This window comes from Legionella moravica DSM 19234 (assembly GCF_000423305.1).
Lineage (GTDB): Bacteria > Pseudomonadota > Gammaproteobacteria > Legionellales > Legionellaceae > Legionella > Legionella moravica.
Genome location: NZ_AUHS01000032.1, coordinates 1 through 17,631, shown reverse-complemented (window position 1 = coordinate 17,631; position 17,631 = coordinate 1). Strand labels below are relative to the sequence as shown.

Below are 17,631 nucleotides of genomic sequence, written 5' to 3'. Positions count from 1 at the left end.
TGTTATGACAGCATTTTTTTTAAAAAAATAACCTCATTGCCACGAATATTGGCTATGTTATTTAGAATCAATGGGGTATCCCTCAATAAATTCCTGATATCACCCAGCAAATCATAGCCATGTTGTTTTAATGGTCGCAGTAAAAAATACGCCTCGCCACCAACTGTCAATGAATTGGCTAAGGCCTTAATGAAATTGTCAAAAGTGCTGTCTATAAAAAAGCGGCAACGATTTTTAAATTCAGAAGGCGAAAGCACTCCATGCCCTTGGTGAAAATAAGGAGGATTACTCACGATCAAGTCAAATTGATTGGTCCATTGATCTTCTATTAAGCAATCATAATTAGCCAAATGCCAGTGTAATTGCAACTCAGGCCTGTTAATCAAAGCGACATTTTTATAAAAATAATCCGTATAAACCGCTTGAACATCCATAAACTCAATATGCCTTAGTTCAGGTAGATGCCAGGTAAGCTCCATACCAATGACACCAGAACCAGCACACAGATCGAGAACGCGCAACAGGTTCAGATCGTGCCGATTTCGTAATTGATCTGCAACAAACAATGCCAACTGAATTGAATCGAGACTGCAACGATATTCTTCTGGCTGATGGTAATGATAAGTAAACATAAACAAACTGACCGAATTAAAAAGTACACTTGAGGATAAGATCGTTCTTTTGGGGTAATTATTGATTCAAAGAGGAATAATGACATGATAACGAACTATCAATAAAAAAACACCCTCCACACAAATGGAGGGCGCTCGATTGATTAGTCTAATTGTGGAGCAGAACTGCAAGGTTCTGATTGAGGTTCCGTTAACAAAGCAACGGCTTCTACTGAAACATAAGTTCTTGCATAATCAGCGAGGACCACATGATAGCTCTCCAAAGTTACCCTTTTTCCAACAAGCTCTGCTAACTGATTCATAAGAAAATATTTCTTGTTATCTGTTGCTGAATGTATATCAGCATGCTCTACCATGATGCTTAATAATTGCTTGAATGCGGTTATTAATTCATTAGCGGTAGAACCCGGATCAAGATACTCAAAAATTTTGCCTATAGCGAAGCCTAAAGCTCTATCTGAAGACTCGCGGGAGCAGACAAGGGGAGAAGTATTAACTGAACGGAATATAAAATCACCGACATTAGGAGACGTAAAAAATCCCATAAATCCACCACTCTTAGGCACAAAGGGTGTGGTACTTTGTGGCAATTTTGAAGCGTTCGGGTTCGTTGGAATATTAGCTGCACCCCATTCGGCAGAAGATGTTGATGAATACGCTGAGTATGAACTACTATGTGATGGTGCTCTTGAAGCAAAGCTTGGGCCTGCATCAGGTTGATTCCAATCAGGTTTGATTGCCTGTGCGGTAAACCGATTATAATACGCCAGAGCTTTTGCCTCTTCGTCAATTAAAGACCATGCTTTTTGTAAATCCTTAAAGACCTGTTGATCACCGCCACGATCAGGGTGATTTTCAAACGCTTTGGTACGATATGCTTTTTTTAATTCTTTAAAATCAGCAGTGGGTTGAAGACCTAAAAATTCATAAACTGTTGCCATTTTGTGTTACTCCTATAATTGGTTACAGCCTCATTATAAGTCTTTGAGGGCAAAAAAAGAACGATTTGTTATTAATAGGAGCTATTGAAAAATCATATAATGCCCTTGCCTGTATTCGATTTTATAAACTACCACCCCCCTTGATAAGGTCGATGTTTATTCATCTGACTGGAATTTTTTCCTCTATGATAATGGAAACGCCATTGATTTTGTTGGGTTTTTGGATCTTTGAACGGGTGATAATCTACAGCAAACATCCGATGCAACTTGCCATCAGGTTTCTTTTTATAAAAATTGACTCCCCCGCCCCCTGCTTTGGGATAAAAGATTAATGCGGCTTTATAATTACCTTTTTTAAGTAATGCATAACTGGCTAATGCAGCGGCTACAAATAAAGCGATGTTCTGAGAATACGTTTTTTGCTCAGGGAGTTTTTTTTCTTTAATTTCCAAGTTGAAGTCTGCCAAAAATAAATACAGCATATTCTACAACATTTGATAAAAAAATGAACCCTATGAGCAATAACAAACAAATATAGGAATCAATTACCCAGGATTACCCCATCATCGTAGAGGTAACACAATATGTTGACTATTTTATTCTATGTTCTGGCTGAAAAGGACTGGAAGCAGAGACTTCGTCTGGAGATTGGAGGCTGTATTTTGGAAATTTTCTTTTCACATGAGCCAATGCTTCTTCAAGAGAATTGGCATGGCATATTGCATGAAACATGGTGATCCGATTATTTAACTGAGCACTCTCGCTTGCAGGATTGTGTTCTAATCGATCTTTGTTTGCATCCAAGCCTCGAGATGCAATTTCTTTAATAGCAGATAAATCCTCATTATTCCGGATTGCGATTAATAAATCACACACATTGGGATAATAAACTGGTTTCAACCTCCTGCCGGGTTCAATCATATCAGGACTTTCTAATATTGCTTTGAATTCATTATGAAGTTCTATTGAGTGCTCACTCATACTCCTGCGTTCAACACCATATCTCTGCTCATTTCTGTCTATTCTCGATTGAGTTGAGACAACAGATCCAGGGGCACTCTGTTGATTGCCTCGCGCCACAATAGCATCAACCTTGTCCTTTAATTGTTCCGGTTCAATACCTAATATTCCTCTTAGCGTATTTACAGTACGATCATCTGAACTGAGTTTATTCATTAACCAATGGACTGATTGTGTATCAGAGGAATACTTTGCCCGACCAGGTATCTTGAGCCGTCGTTCACAGCAAGTCAAACAAAGTGATTCAAATGCTTTTTTGGCATTAGCCTGATCCCCTCGTTGTGCATAAGAGCATAAAGCCCTAATTTGATTGTTAATTCTGGCTTCTTTTTGGGCCGCACTGCCTGCCAACATGATATTGGTGTCGGTCTTCCTTTCCCTGACCGTATTAACACAAAAATCCTGGTAGGAAATCTCTGACTGAATCAAATCAGGAGTCACTCCCTGGCACTGTTCATCTGCATAGGCTTTTTGCGGATGCTTGTCTTTTAAATCAGTAGAGGCAAACAAGGAGTATTGATTAAAATCTTTACTAAGAAATGCATTTTGTACTGTTTCAGTTGCGTATTTAAGCAAGGAACTGTCTTTTTCTACCAGATGATTCTGTGTATGTTCCGGCAATTCTTTAAATGCAATCTCCAGAATCTGATCTCGGGCTTTTTCAGCCGCAAACCATAGATAAGAAGGATATTGATTCATTGAAAATCTAATATTATCGGCATGTGCGTGATTCGGGTGTTTCATCAAAAAGCTCTGGCACATCCTTTTGTTGCGTTCAGCAAGTACATCAACATATCTTTGACAGTTTATTGAAAAATCTTCGCTAACCAAGGGTTTGATTACATTAATAAGTGTTTGCTCATCTTTTTTAGCTTCCTCAATAAGCGTGTCGACATGCTTGATTTCTTGATTTGCCTGATCTTTATTTTGAAATTTCTTAAGAGCCTCTAAATAATTATAAAAATAAGCATCCTTCGATAAATAAGATTCTCTGTCGTTTGCCAGATATATAAAAGCCTGTACACGATCATCTCTTCTCATTTTTTTATATTCTTCGCGTGTCGCTTCATATGCTTGGGCAAAACTGATGACTCGTCCCTTCTGCCTTTCTTGATTCATATAATCAGAGGCCAGTTGGAAATGCCAGGATATATTGGAGTTTGCTATAGTACAGTTTCCCGTTTTTTGATCTTTTTTTGTAATTATCCTGGTAAGGTTATTGGCTGTAATAACATGTTCATCTTCAGGATGTGCCAGTTGCTCCGCCCGTTTTTGATTTAAAAACCTGGACATTTGTTGTCGACCTTCAATTCCGATGGAGAATGAAGCACTTATCAGTTCATTGGCAAAAGATTCAGCTTCTGTATTAGGGACGGTAAATACCATGACTGTGGGTATATTGTTTGAATCATCCTCATGAATAACCAATTGGCCATTCTCTTGTTCCGAAGGGAGGTAGTGAAAAGTTGAATCCGCAATATGACGTTCTCCCCTGTTCACATAGATAAAGTGAGTTACATCACCTTCTTTAACAGCATGAAGTGTGTAAGCATGGCCACTAAACGGTGAACTTCCCTTCATAAATTCAGATAAATCCAACCCAAGCCAACCAGTTGAAAATCCTATGTATTCACCATGGTTCAAACGAGCTATTTTAGATGAACCATTCAAGAGACTTCCAACATTAAGTGGATGAAAATTCAGATCCGTATCGTTGTTATGTTCCTCTTGTTTTAACTGTTGAAACCGGTTTTTGATGCTTTTTATTGCCTCAGATACATACCATCCTTCATTTTTAATCATGGAAAAAAAAGGATTTGATTTCAACCCCAGGATGTGTGCCATTTCTTTGTGTGATTGAACCATTACAGCGCCATCAAACCGAGTGAGCATGATTTAATTATAGCAAAATGCACATTATTTAATCATTAACTAAAATAAAAAAGAATCTAATATATGCGCCTTCCTTTAAATTCTGAGGAACTGTAGACAATAAGACGAAATGTGTATTCTAATGTTGGTACTGACTCACGGCAGGAAAAGGAATTATGATGTTAAAAAGGATGTTCTGTTTCATTGTATTACTAAGCATTTGCTGGATACAGACCACTCAAGCGGAAGAAACCGATCAATTCACTCTTCCCCCTGGTGAATTGCAAGACATTGGTCCGGCTGCAAGCAGCAGACTGTATGAAGTTCTGGAACACATAGTAGCGCAAACCAATTCAGAAATCCGAATGCTGCTGCCAAGAGCCAAAAACAGTCGGCTTGCCGCTGCAAAATTGGCGTCAAGGCATAATGATTCCTATCTCGTTGATTTAATTTATGAAAAAACAGGACCTGGCTTTCCCCGCTGGATGCGCTGGAGCCAGTTACCAGTCGACATCAAGCCCATGCAATATAAAGAATTCAAGCCCTGGAACACAGTATACTGGCTGGTTTTTTCACAATCTCCTCTGTTTATTATTGGCCTGGCACCAACAATCAATATGTACGACTATTATTTTGGTACTGACAAGTTAGGGCATTTTTTTATGATGGGCCATACGTATTATAAAATTTATATGTATTTCCTGAATCATGGAAAATCTGCTAAAAAAGCCCATGCAGCGATTGTCACTTACGGTCAAATCCTGGAACAAACCTACTTAGGTACCTTGATTAACGGCGTTTATTCCAATGGAGATTTATCGGCCAACTACGCTGGCTGGAAATTTTATATGAATATTGGTCATCCCGTAAAAATAGGAAACAAAACTCTTCCGCCAATTCTGGTACTAAAGAATAATCAATGGGAGTTTGCACAACACATCAACAAAGAGAACCTGTTAAAGCCTTACATCTCGGATAATTTCAATGAAGCCTACAACCCTTGTCGTTACTCATTTATGCGCGGCCAAATTCGCAGACAAATTAAAAAGCGTTGTGCCCAATGGATTGAACGAAAAGGACTCACAAAACAAATTGTTGAAGCAAAACTAGAAGAAACCCGTCTTTGGCATGGAGAAAATTACGGTCACTGGCTACCGAAAGACAATGCCGTCACCCTCAATACCTGTTTTGGAGGCAAATAAACTGTTTGAATACATGTCAATTAATTATCGTTCAAAGGATCGATTGCGTCATCCACCTGATTTTGCAGGTCTTCAATGAACGCCGATACTTTTTCAATTTCTTCAAAGCTGGCAATGTGATACATGGCATCGCCTTCATTAACCAATGGGAGATTGGTTTTGCCGATCACTATACCGCCAAACGGGGCTTTTACCGTAATGGTTTTATTCATTAAAAAAGGATCATGTATGTACCCAAGAGGATCATCTTTTTGCACTGCTTGAGCCAGATCAACTATAGGCTGCACCAACCCGCTTCCTGGCGCTCGCGCCCAACGGCTTGTTTCAGTAATGACAGGCTCATATTTCTTTCGTTTGCTACTTTTGGGTTTGGCAATCATTCCTAATAAAGTGAGCACTTTAAGTATTCCTCTAACTCCCATCCGGATACACAGCTCATTAAACCGTAATGCTTCTCCACCTTCATAAACCAGGAGAGGAATACCTAATTCGCTTGCCGCCTCTCTAAGCGAACCATCACGAATTTTAGCATCGATAATGACGGGTGCATCGAAAGCCAAAGCCAAGTCCCTGGCGCCCGGGGTTTCCAGATTGACGCGCAATTGCGGCATATTAATACGCCCAATTGCGCCAGTATGTAAATCAATCCCATAATTGCATTTGACGACTACTTCATTGATCAAAATGTCGGCAAGTCGCGCAGCAAGAGAACCTGATTTAGAACCTGGAAACGCTCGATTCAAATCCCTCCTGTCAGGCAAATAACGTGATTGCAAAATAAAGCCAAAAATATTAGCCACAGGAATTGTAATTAATGTGCCGTGCAGATGCTTCAATACAGAATGATGATGAACTCGTCTGATAATTTCGATGCTATTCAGTTCATCGCCGTGGATAGTACCAATGATAAATACCTTGGGGCCGGCTTTTTTCCCATGAAACACATGGACCGGGATATCCATATTACTCTGGGTATAAAGGCTTGCTGAAGGTAAGGTCACACAAGTTCTGGTTCCCGGTTTAATTATTTGACCTGCAATTTCAATCGGAATATTTTGCATGGTATTGAGCAGCAACCTGGTTATTTATACTCTAAGTGTAGCAAAATAAATCAATTGCAGATGAATCACCAGGATGGGGTGGCAATTTATCAACTCATTCCTAAGGTTCAACATCCTCAGGTAGAGCACTGTCTGTAGTTCCAGTTTACTTAATGACATATAAGCACTTAGAATATCCTTCTCGATGAGGCATGTGTGCACTTCCCATCATTTTTCAATCTCTTCATAAGGAAATACTATGTCAATAACAACGACCAAGATTGTTCGCTTTCACAAAACTGGCGGTCCTGAAGTGTTGCAATTAGAGGAAATGCCATTACCCGAACCCGAAGCTGGAGAAGTACGACTGCGTGTACATGCAATTGGTTTAAATCGGGCTGAAGTGATGTTTCGCCGTGGACAGTATCTTGTAAATCCGCAGTTACCATCCAAAATTGGTTATGAAGCCTCAGGTATCGTTGAAGCAGTAGGTCCTGGAGTTGACCCAGGAATAATAGCTAAAAAATTCAGTACTGTTCCTTGTTTTGATATCAGCAAATACGGTGTTTATGGAGAAGTGGCCGTTGTTCCTGCATATGCGCTTGCAGAATACCCCGAAGAACTTTCTTTCGCCGAGTCAACCTCAATCTGGATGCCATACATGACCGCCTATGGCGCTTTAGTTCATTATGGCAAAATCACAAAAGGCGATTATGTTTTAATCACTGCGGCCAGTAGCAGTGTCGGAATAGCAGCAATTGAGATTGTAAAAGCAGAAGGAGCCATCAGCATTGCAACCACTCGAACTCAAAAGAAAAAAGCCGAGTTATTAAAACTGGGAGCAGACCATGTGATTGTCACTGATGAGGAGAATATACCTGCTCGTGTTCATGAAATCACCTCAGGTAAAGGTGCACGACTTATTTTTGATCCGGTAGCTGGAAAAGGGCTTGAAGCACTTGCTGAAGCCGCGGCATCCCAGGGTATCATTTTTGTTTATGGTGCGTTGTCACATGAAGCCACGCCCTATCCGCTTTTTACAGCATTAAACAAAGGCTTATCGATAAGAGCTTATACATTATTTGAACTGTCAACAGTATCTGAGCTGCGTAAAAAAGCAGAACAATACATATTCAATCATATTAAAAAAGGCACATTTAAACCGATTATAGCTAAGACCTTCTCTCTGGATCAGATCGTTAATGCTCATCAATATATGGAATCCAATGAACAAATCGGGAAAATTGTAGTCACCGTATAAATGTTCTTAATCAGCCCTCTTATAAGCCACAGCAGCAGTTGGGTCACCATGACCCAACAAAATTGCTGCGCCATTTGTCAATTTTTAGGCATTCACTACTGACAAAAATTGTCAGTATAAAGTAATAAACTGAGTTCAGTCATAACTATAACTCCATACCAAGGAACTCATTATGTTTGAACCAAACGCAATTGTGCTTTATGTCGATGATCTTGAATTAAGCAGCAGCTTTTATCAGGATTTACTAAAAATTAAACCGGTAGAAGCGTCATCATCATTCCATTCATTCCCCTTATCCAATGGAATGAGTCTGGCGTTAAAAGCAATGCATACCGCTATCCCGGCAGCCTACAACAAAGACGGTGTTGAATTAGCATTCACAGTTGAAAATACCACGCAGGTTGATGAATTATTTGCAGAATGGCAAATGAAAGGCATCAAGATGGCGCAACCCCCAATGTCCCTGCCCTATGGTTATACATTTCTTGCTCTGGATCGAGATAGTCACCGACTGCGCGTTGTCTCGCTCCGAGCATCATAAAGACAGCAAACACAGGATCTCTCTATTTATTTTTTGCTTAACATTAGGGTCGTTGACAATTCAGATTTCAACAGCCCCTAATTCACCTGCATCCCAATTGATGCAGGTTTCTTGTAACCTTAAAATCCATTAAAAATATGGCATAAATACTGCATCTATAAATCAAATATCAACAACCTCTGATATTCCGAGCATTATTCTGCTAAATTATCAGTGATGAAAAGCAACAAGAATTGAATTGTACCAATAACCGGATGATGTTTTATCATTTTCTTAACACATAGAGAACATTATGGAAGATATTCTATTTATTTTATCTACAGTACTGTTTTTTTGTCTTTGCAAAGGCGTAATCAGATTTTATGATTCATTATCACGGAGCGAATAATGGATATTTATTGGATTAGCGGACTAATTACTTTAGGCTTACTGATTTATTTATTGATCGTTTTATTTAAACCCGAACTTTTTTAGCCTTCATATAGGGAATGGATTCTATGATTTCTGAAACGAGCATGATGCAAATTGCTTTCTATCTTTTGGTTCTTCTTTTATTGGTTAAGCCATTAGGCTGGTATATGGCTAGGGTTTATCAAGGGAAACTCTCTGCAATAAATCGTATTGGCAGCCCCATAGAACGACTCATATACAAGCTGTGCGGTATTGATCCCAATCAGGCTATGGATTGGAAACGCTATTTATCAGCAATGCTGCTGTTTAACGTACTCGGTTTATTAACAGTCTACCTGGTGCAAAGACTTCAAGTGTTCCTACCGTTAAACCCCCAAAATTATTCATCTCCTTCACCATATTTGGCATTTAATACAGCAGTCAGTTTTGCTACGAATTCGAATTGGCAAGCCTATAGCAACGATACAACAATGAGCTATCTCACTAAAATGCTCGCCCTGACATCGCAAAATTTCCTCTCAGCGGCAACGGGCATGTCCTTATTAATGGCCTTAACTCGAGGAATTGTAAATCACGAAAGCACTGATCTTGGAAATTTTTGGGTAGATACCCTGCGAGGAATACTGTACATCCTGTTACCTCTCTCATTCCTTTTTGCCTTAATCCTGGTGTCACAAGGAGTCATACAAAATTTAAAACCCAACCAAACCGTTCATTTAATTCAGCCGTTTAATTATACGCAACCCATTGTAAATAATACGCCAAACACAGAGAACATAAATGTAACGCAACAGGTCATTCCAATGGGGCCAGTAGCGTCTGAAGTGGCAATCAAACAATTAGGAACTAACGGAGGCGGCTTTTTTAATGTCAATTCAGCCCATCCCTTTGAAAATCCAACCCCGCTAACCAATTTTTTAGAAATGCTGGCGATCCTGCTCATCCCGGCCTCCTTATGTTACAGCTTTGGAATGATGGTTAACGACAAGCGTCAAGGTTGGGCTATTCTGACAGCAATGTACCTCATGTTTATTCCGTTTGTTTTTCTTGGCGTGTATTCAGAGCAAACAGGTAACCCTACGTTGACTCAAATGGGAGTAAATCAGGTAAGCCAATTGGATGGATTCCCTGGCGGCAACATGGAAGGAAAAGAAACCCGATTCGGGATTGTCAATTCCGCACTATGGACTACAGCAACCACTGCGGCAGCTAATGGCTCCGTGAATTCCATGCTTGATTCCTATACTCCCATTGGAGGCTTTGTTCCTTTATGGATGATGCATTTGGGTGAAGTAATCTTTGGTGGGGTAGGTTCAGGTTTATACGGCATGCTCATGCTGGTGATCATTACTGTATTTATCGCAGGCTTAATGGTTGGACGAACGCCTGAATACTTAGGAAAAAAAATCGAGCCATTTGAGATGAAAATGGCCGCAATAGCGGTCTTAATCCTGCCGCTGACGGTGCTACTTTCTACTGCGGTGGGTTCAGTGACCCAGATGGGTACCAGTACAATTGCCAACCCTGGAGCCCATGGCTTTAGTGAAATCCTTTACGCCTTTACATCCATGGGCAGTAATAATGGCAGTGCGTTTGAAGGCCTGAATGCAAACACTCCATTTTACACCATATTAGGCGGTGCCATGATGTTAATATCCAGATACTGGATAGCTATTTCCATCATGGCGATTGCAGGCTCGCTGGCGCGAAAAAAAATCACCATCAGCAGCGCTGGGACACTGGCTACTCATACGCCTCTTTTTATTTTTCTGCTTCTCGGCGTCCTGATTCTTATCGGCGCCCTTTCGTTTCTTCCAGCCTTGGCATTAGGACCAATTGCTGAACAGTTGATGCTTGGGGGATATTATGGACAATAAACATCACCGTTCCATGTGGGACATTAAAATTATCAAACAGGCGGTATGGCAATCCATTACAAAACTGGTACCTCAAAACCAGGTACGCAATCCGGTAATGTTCTGTGTTTATATTGGCTCCATTCTGTCCACACTCCTGTTCATCCAATCTGTGACAGGGAAAGGCGAATCCTCTCCTGGTTTTATTTTAGCAATTACATTACTCCTGTGGATCACCTTGTTTTTTGCCAATTTTGCAGAAAGTATGGCCGAAGGCCGTGGAAAAGCCCAGGCTCAGTCATTAAAAAAAGCACGACGGGAAATTCAAGCCAAAAAACTATCTAAACCATCCCGGGACGGCAAAATTACATTAGTCCAATCCGCTCTTTTACGTGCAGGCGATATAGTATTGGTTGAAATGGGCGATTTTATTCCAAGTGACGGTGAAGTCATTGAGGGAATTGCCTCAGTTAATGAAAGCGCCATTACCGGTGAAAGTGCGCCAGTAATCAGAGAAAGCGGAGGGGATCGCAATGCAGTTACTGGAGGAACACAGGTTATCTCGGATTGGTTAATTATACGCATCACGTCTAACCCCGGAGAGACTTTTTTAGATGGCATGATCGCTCTGGTTGAAGGGGCAAAAAGACAGAAAACACCCAATGAACTGGCACTGACGATACTGCTTGCTACCCTTACGATTATCTTTTTATTGGTTTGTACCACCCTTCTGCCCTTTTCTATTTACAGCGTTCATTCCGCACATGCAGGACAAGTGGTGTCGATCACCGTTCTTGTCGCCTTGTTTGTTTGTTTGGCGCCAACGACTATAGGCGGATTGCTTTCAGCAATCGGAATTGCTGGCATGGACAGGATGATTCAGGCCAATGTCATTGCCATGTCCGGCAATGCCGTTGAAGCAGCCGGTGATGTCGATGTCTTGCTGCTCGATAAAACGGGAACCATTACCCTGGGAAATCGTGAAGCCATAGAATTTATACCTGCTGATGGAGTCAGCATAGGAACCTTAACCGATGCCGCTCAATTGGCATCACTTGCCGATGAAACTCCCGAAGGAAGAAGTATCGTCATATTGGCAAAAAATAAATATGGGCTGCGCGGACGGGATTTGACTCAACTGGGTGCAACCTTTATTCCCTTTGCAGCAGAAACGCGCATGAGTGGTGCAAATTTACCTGGTCGACAGATACGTAAGGGAGCCTCCATTGCAATGGAAGAGTATCTTACAGAGCTTGGCAGCCATTTACCGGAATCCGTACAAAGTACTGTGGAACAGATCTCACGAAAGGGAGGAACCGCTCTTGTTGTCACAGAGGGTAGCCAGGCGCTGGGCGTTATCCATTTAAAAGACATTATCAAAGGAGGCATTAAAGAGCGCTTCATGCAATTAAGGCGCATGGGTATCAAAACCATCATGGTGACTGGCGATAATGAGCTCACCGCTGCAGCCATTGCCGCAGAATCGGGAGTGGATGATTTTTTAGCTAATGCAAAACCCGAAGATAAATTGAAACTGATTCGTCAATTGCAAGCCAAGGGCAATTTAGTTGCCATGGCAGGTGATGGAACGAACGATGCCCCTGGCTTGGCACAGGCAGATGTAGCGGTTGCGATGAACACGGGTACTCAAGCTGCAAAAGAAGCCGGTAATCTGATCGATTTGGATTCCAACCCAACCAAGCTGATTGAAATAGTTGAAATTGGCAAACAATTATTAATGACCCGAGGGGCATTAACGACATTTAGCATCGCGAATGACGTAGCAAAATACTTTGCTATTCTTCCTGCGGCATTCGCAGCAACTTATCCTGCATTAAACACACTGAATATAATGCATTTAGCCACACCCAAAAGCGCTATTTTATCCGCTGTTATTTATAATGCGCTCATTATCATTTTTTTAATTCCACTGGCTTTGCGTGGAGTGAAATATCGACATGTGGAGGCGGCCAAACTGCTGCGCTCGAATGTCTTGGTTTATGGTTTAGGCGGTTTGATAGTTCCATTTTTCTGCATTAAATTCATTGATTTTATTTTATCAGGCTTAGGATTGGTATAAGGACACACTATGTTTAAAGAAGCTGTCAGACAAATAAGAGCAGCATTTGTTTTACTTGTACTGTTAACGGTATTAACCGGATTAATCTATCCGCTTGTTGTAACCGGAGTGGCACAGTTTGTGTTCCCATGGCAAGCCAATGGAAGCATTATTTCTCAAGATGGAAAGCCTGTAGGATCGTTATTAATCGGACAATCATTTACCTCTCCAGGTTATTTTTGGGGTCGTCCATCAGCTACCCCATTATTTCCCTATAATGGTGAAGCCTCTTCAGGATCAAACAGCGGCCCTTCAAACCCGAGTTTTTTGTTAACCGTAAAAGAAAGAGTAGCTGAACTGAAAAAATTGGATTCGGAATCAAACAATCTAGTCCCGGTTGATTTAGTTACTGCCTCTGGAAGTGGTCTGGATCCGGAAATTAGCCCTCTGGCGGCAAGGTACCAAATTCCAAGAATTGCTAATGCGCGCCATATTCCAGAACAAGTACTTGAAGATCTTGTACAAAAACATATTGAACATCGCACGTTCTATCTATTAGGTGAGCAACGGGTTAATGTTTTAAAGTTAAACCTGGCATTGGATAACTTAAGGATGAGTGATGGTCAATCAACGCCTGAGTCCTGAACAATTTTTGCAACAGATACAGAAAGAAGAACTCAAAGAGCAACGAGGGAAACTAAAGATTTATCTTGGAGCAGCTCCTGGAGTAGGCAAGACCTACGCCATGCTGCATGATGCGCTTGAAAAAAGATCCAAAAACCTTGACGTGATTGTTGGCATCGCAGAGTCTCATGGGCGGGTTGATACAGAGGCCATGTTGGAACAATTGGAAAAAATGCCTCGCCTGACCGTCAACTATAAAGACAGAATGTGTGAGGAATTCGATCTTGATGCAGCATTGAAACGCCACCCAGGCCTCATTTTAGTTGATGAAATGGCTCATACCAATGTTCCCGGTTTACGGCATGAAAAAAGATGGCAGGATATCAAAGAACTTCTGGACAAAGGCATTGACGTTTACACCACCCTTAATGTACAGCATATTGAAAGCTTAAAGGATGATGTTGCCCGCATCATTCAAGCGCCAATCAAAGAGACCGTTCCCGATTCAATGATAGAACGAGCAGATGCAATTGAGCTCATTGACTTTCCTCCGGAAGAATTACTAAAACGACTTCAGGATGGAAAAATTTATTTTCCCAAGCAGGCTGAACTCGCGGGAGAACATTTTTTTCGAAAAGGCAATTTGATTGCATTACGTGAACTGGCTTTACGTATTACTGCAAACCGGGTGGGATTTGATGCCCAAATGTACCGACAAGATGCTGGCATAAAGGAAATTTGGGCAACTAGCGATAAAATTTTAGTCTGCGTCGGTCCCAAGCCTGAAGTGCAAAGCTTGATTCGTTCGGCAAAACGTATAGCTAATAGCTTACAGGCGGAATGGATAGCAGTCTATGTTGATACTCCCACGCTGCGTTCATCATCCCAACAACGAAACAGCGCCATCCAAAATTTGCGTCTGGCAGAACTTCTGGGTGCTCAAACCTTTGTTTTAACAGGTTTTGACATCGTTAAAGAAATTATTAATTTTTCCCGTGAGCAAAATGTAACGCAAATTATTATATGGAAACATGTTTTAAGTCGCTGGAAAGGCTGGTTTCGCAAGAATCTCTCTGATGAAGTATTACGTCAAAGTGGTGACATTGACGTTTATGTGATCACTGGTGAGGAAACCAAACCCCAACCAGAAAAAAAGGCTGAACCAGAGACTTTTTCATGGAAATCATACGGAATTTCTATTGCCATAGTGGCCTTGGTTACCGAAATTAATCTCCTGATTGAACCCGTTATGACTTCCAGCAATTTAGTTATGGTGTATTTGTTAGGTGTAACTGTTACTGCCTTATTGGGAAGACTGGGGCCTTCTATTCTGTCCTCGATTCTTAGCGTCCTGGCTTTTGACTTTTTCTTTGTTCCCCCTGTTAAAAGTTTCGCAGTATCCGATAAAGAATATTTTTTTACTCTGTTGATCATGCTGATTATCTCTCAAATTATTAGTAATTTAACCATACTTGCTCGACGCCAGGCCGAATCATCACGTATAACTCAAAATCAGACGACCGCACTCTATACTTTGAATCGTCAATTAACCAGAACACGAGGAGATGAGCACATCATCGAGTTAGGAACCAACTTTATTTCGAAAGTCTTTAAAAGCGACGTACTGATACTCATTCCTAAAAATAACCAGCTAAAACCCTCTTCCTATACCCCCTTTTTCGAGACTTTGGATTTAAAAGAATACGGTATCGCTCAATGGGTATTTGAAATGACGCAACCGGCTGGGCTAGGTACAGATACCCTTTCATTCTCAAAAGCCTTATATCTTCCGATTACATCGTCAGTTGAAACCATTGGCGTTTTAAGAATTCAACCCAAAGATGGGCAACTCTTTACTCCTGAACAAATGAAACTGTTACAATCGTGTATTAGTCATGTATCTTTAGCTTTGGAAGTTGATCGATTACAAGATAAAGAGCGAAAAAAAGATCTTGAACAAGAAACAGATAAAGCACGTTCAGCATTGCTTCAAACCATTGTGCATGATTTAAGTTCCCCTCTCAAACAAGTGATCAAAGCAGTGAATGGTTTAAAAAAAATCGAAGGAGCAAAAGTCAGAATTATTGAAGAAAATATCGATTATGAAATCGATAAACTCAACAGATTAAATACGAATCTTAACCTGATAATTCAATTGGAATCAGAAAAAATACTCTTTAAAAAAACTCCCACCTCCATCGTTGACGTGATTCATTCTGTCATTGAATCGTCAAAAAACAGACTCGACAAAAGAACGGTACAAACCAATATTCCCGAACAGGTACCCCTTGTCCAGGCAGATCCACAAATGATCAAGGAAGTATTTATTCACCTCTTTGATAATGCCATTAAATATTCACCTCCTGATACTCCGATTCATATTTCAGTACATAGCCAAGAACATCAGCTGGTGATCAGTATTGAAGATTTCGGCTCAGGTATATCCAATGAAGAGAAAAATAAATTATTTAAAAAATTTTATCGGGGCAAAGACGACATTACAGAACATGGGCTGGGTTTGGGTTTAGCCATTTGTCAGAAGATTATTGCCGCGCACGAAGGGCAAATTTGGGTAGAAAATGTGAAAAGCAAAGGAGCAACCTTTCGTTTCACCCTTCCGATTGCTTCGAATTAATCTTCAAAAACAGATACTCAACGGGCAACTTGTGACTTGATTATATTTTCGGTCCAGGTATTTTTACTTCATCAAACATCCGCTCCAGTTCAGTAATGGAGTCTGTTTGACTTTTAAAAAAAGTTCCCAGCAATAAGGGACTCTGTCGAGTCTGAAGCAACTGATACTCATATGAGTCCCTAATCCGTTCGATAAAGCCAGACAAAAGATCTCGTGGACAATCGTTTATTCTGATGGTCAACTCGTTCATGATCGCTGTCTTTAAGCTATTTCCTCTTAACCCTGAAAACCTGTCACTGCCAATCAGGACCTCATGGTTATTAATTTGTTGCCCAACCACTAACCCCTCTTCATATTGAAGGACATCATGACCTTCAGACTGTTGATTCCGGTTGTACTCGTTCTGAACATTGGAAAAGTTAAACAGATAGATACCGCACCTGACCATCTGCAAACGAAGGATTTCATTTTTTAGGGATTCATTCGTTAATAAAGTTTCATCCGCCACCTCATCCTCAACTAAAATCTTCATCTCAATTTTATTGAGGATGTGCTGGCATAGTTCATAAAAATTACGCAGTGCCTGTTTTGCTGGCCGATTGTACTCGCTTTGAGTCAGTTTTCCGATGATCTCGGTATTAAGCGCATCACGAGCTTGGATAAAGGTAGTGGTTTCTCGTGCCTCAGAAGTGGGGAATTGGCGATAGAGTTCTCCATATTTGTATTTCAACCAAAGATATACATTGAGAACGCTGTGTTTTTCAAGACCTTCTTTCAACGCATCAAGTGACTTTAAATCATCAAGACTCTTCATAATCGAATTCTCCGGAATACCTATTCCCATTTATTCAATTATAGTTCAAATAAAAGCCACTCCGTTTTTATGATAAACTCCATGATTCCACGAAGAGTTTTCTTCATTTAGTTCAAATACTCCCTAGGCCTTGGCCCGACAATTCCTTGATTTGTATAAATAAACCCAGCGCTATATGGAATTAACCCCTTCAAATTTAAGAATTTTAAAAAGTTCAACGTGATCTTTATTAATGAAAATATCTTTCATATTATTTATTACTCCAGTAATTATGGGTTGTCACAATTTTTTTACTTTTTAGGGAAGCAATATAAAGGGCTTCAATTTCAGTCCTTGCCCATGGTGTTTTGCGCAGGAATTTAAGGCTTGATTTGATGCTGGGGTTCGAAGAAAAGCAATTAATCTTGACTCTTTCCTCCAAGCCTTTCCAGCCATAACAAATCAATAAACTATTCAAGATAGCCTCTAGGGTAATACCGTGTAGAGGATCATTAGAAATTCTTTCCATCAACTATACCTTTTTACACATTCTGTATTTAGTCTAGACCTAACATTTAAAAATCCATCAATATTAAGGCCTTCTTTGAAATTTAAAATAACGTGTACAAAATTAGTTATAAGGTCTCAATTTTAATAACTTTTCACGCAAATTACATCCAGAAGCATTAAGTAACTACAAAAAGTGACGACAGCTTTAGAGGCATAAATTTATATCGCGTTAAA

15 protein-coding genes are annotated in these 17,631 nt (G+C 40.4%); 8 read left to right on the top strand and 7 right to left on the bottom strand.

Annotated features, from left to right (window positions below):
- Window positions 1–2: 2 nt before the first annotated feature.
- The 4 genes from G543_RS0108765 to G543_RS0108750 all read right to left on the bottom strand — a co-directional run bounded on the left by G543_RS0108765 (window position 3) and on the right by G543_RS0108750 (window position 4,459).
- On the bottom strand, window positions 3–632 hold the full coding sequence (locus G543_RS0108765) for a methyltransferase (protein WP_035921860.1): 630 nt from the start codon (window positions 630–632) through the stop codon (window positions 3–5).
- 143 nt (window positions 633–775) lie between these two features.
- Entirely contained in the window at window positions 776–1,573 is a 798-nt protein-coding gene (locus tag G543_RS0108760; protein WP_028384189.1) for a J domain-containing protein, read from the bottom strand.
- A 128-nt stretch (window positions 1,574–1,701) separates the two neighbouring features.
- Window positions 1,702–2,055 (bottom strand): hypothetical protein, encoded by a 354-nt coding sequence (locus G543_RS0108755; protein WP_028384188.1) that lies wholly within the window; start codon window positions 2,053–2,055, stop codon window positions 1,702–1,704.
- A gap of 109 nt (window positions 2,056–2,164) precedes the next feature.
- Entirely contained in the window at window positions 2,165–4,459 is a 2,295-nt protein-coding gene (locus tag G543_RS0108750; protein WP_133141382.1) for a hypothetical protein, read from the bottom strand.
- Between the two features lie 182 nt (window positions 4,460–4,641).
- On the opposite strand from G543_RS0108750, the gene G543_RS0108745 reads away from it, so the two are divergent.
- A complete protein-coding gene (locus G543_RS0108745) occupies window positions 4,642–5,667 on the top strand; it encodes a hypothetical protein (RefSeq protein WP_028384186.1) in 1,026 nt (341 codons plus the stop codon).
- A 20-nt stretch (window positions 5,668–5,687) separates the two neighbouring features.
- Here the strand turns inward: G543_RS0108745 and G543_RS0108740 are convergent, their stop codons facing one another.
- Window positions 5,688–6,728: a succinylglutamate desuccinylase/aspartoacylase family protein gene (locus tag G543_RS0108740; protein ID WP_028384185.1), complete on the bottom strand. Its 1,041-nt coding sequence runs from the start codon at window positions 6,726–6,728 to the stop codon at window positions 5,688–5,690.
- A gap of 238 nt (window positions 6,729–6,966) precedes the next feature.
- Between G543_RS0108740 and G543_RS0108735 the strand changes: the two genes are divergently transcribed.
- The 7 genes from G543_RS0108735 (at window position 6,967) to G543_RS0108705 (ending at window position 16,094) form a co-directional block, all read left to right on the top strand.
- Window positions 6,967–7,968, top strand: a complete 1,002-nt coding sequence (locus G543_RS0108735; RefSeq protein ID WP_028384184.1) for a zinc-dependent alcohol dehydrogenase family protein — start codon at window positions 6,967–6,969, stop codon at window positions 7,966–7,968.
- Window positions 7,969–8,140: 172 nt separating this feature from the next.
- Window positions 8,141–8,509, top strand: a complete 369-nt coding sequence (locus tag G543_RS0108730; RefSeq protein ID WP_028384183.1) for a VOC family protein — start codon at window positions 8,141–8,143, stop codon at window positions 8,507–8,509.
- A gap of 387 nt (window positions 8,510–8,896) precedes the next feature.
- Complete coding sequence (gene kdpF, locus G543_RS19560) at window positions 8,897–8,983, top strand: K(+)-transporting ATPase subunit F (RefSeq protein ID WP_035921857.1); 87 nt, start codon at window positions 8,897–8,899, stop codon at window positions 8,981–8,983.
- A 23-nt stretch (window positions 8,984–9,006) separates the two neighbouring features.
- Window positions 9,007–10,797: a potassium-transporting ATPase subunit KdpA gene (gene kdpA / locus G543_RS0108720; RefSeq protein WP_202972357.1), complete on the top strand. Its 1,791-nt coding sequence runs from the start codon at window positions 9,007–9,009 to the stop codon at window positions 10,795–10,797.
- Entirely contained in the window at window positions 10,787–12,856 is a 2,070-nt protein-coding gene (gene kdpB, locus G543_RS0108715; protein WP_028384181.1) for a potassium-transporting ATPase subunit KdpB, read from the top strand. The genes kdpA and kdpB overlap by 11 nt, the downstream gene beginning before the upstream one ends.
- 9 nt (window positions 12,857–12,865) lie before the next feature.
- Window positions 12,866–13,480, top strand: a complete 615-nt coding sequence (gene kdpC, locus G543_RS0108710; RefSeq protein ID WP_028384180.1) for a potassium-transporting ATPase subunit KdpC — start codon at window positions 12,866–12,868, stop codon at window positions 13,478–13,480.
- Window positions 13,455–16,094: a sensor histidine kinase gene (locus tag G543_RS0108705; protein ID WP_028384179.1), complete on the top strand. Its 2,640-nt coding sequence runs from the start codon at window positions 13,455–13,457 to the stop codon at window positions 16,092–16,094. The genes kdpC and G543_RS0108705 overlap by 26 nt, the downstream gene beginning before the upstream one ends.
- 40 nt (window positions 16,095–16,134) lie before the next feature.
- Here G543_RS0108705 and G543_RS0108700 read toward each other — a convergent pair whose 3' ends face one another.
- A complete protein-coding gene (locus tag G543_RS0108700; protein WP_028384178.1) occupies window positions 16,135–16,908 on the bottom strand; it encodes a hypothetical protein in 774 nt (257 codons plus the stop codon).
- A 250-nt stretch (window positions 16,909–17,158) separates the two neighbouring features.
- Window positions 17,159–17,416: a VF530 family protein gene (locus G543_RS0108695; protein ID WP_028384177.1), complete on the bottom strand. Its 258-nt coding sequence runs from the start codon at window positions 17,414–17,416 to the stop codon at window positions 17,159–17,161.
- Window positions 17,417–17,631 lie beyond the last annotated feature (215 nt).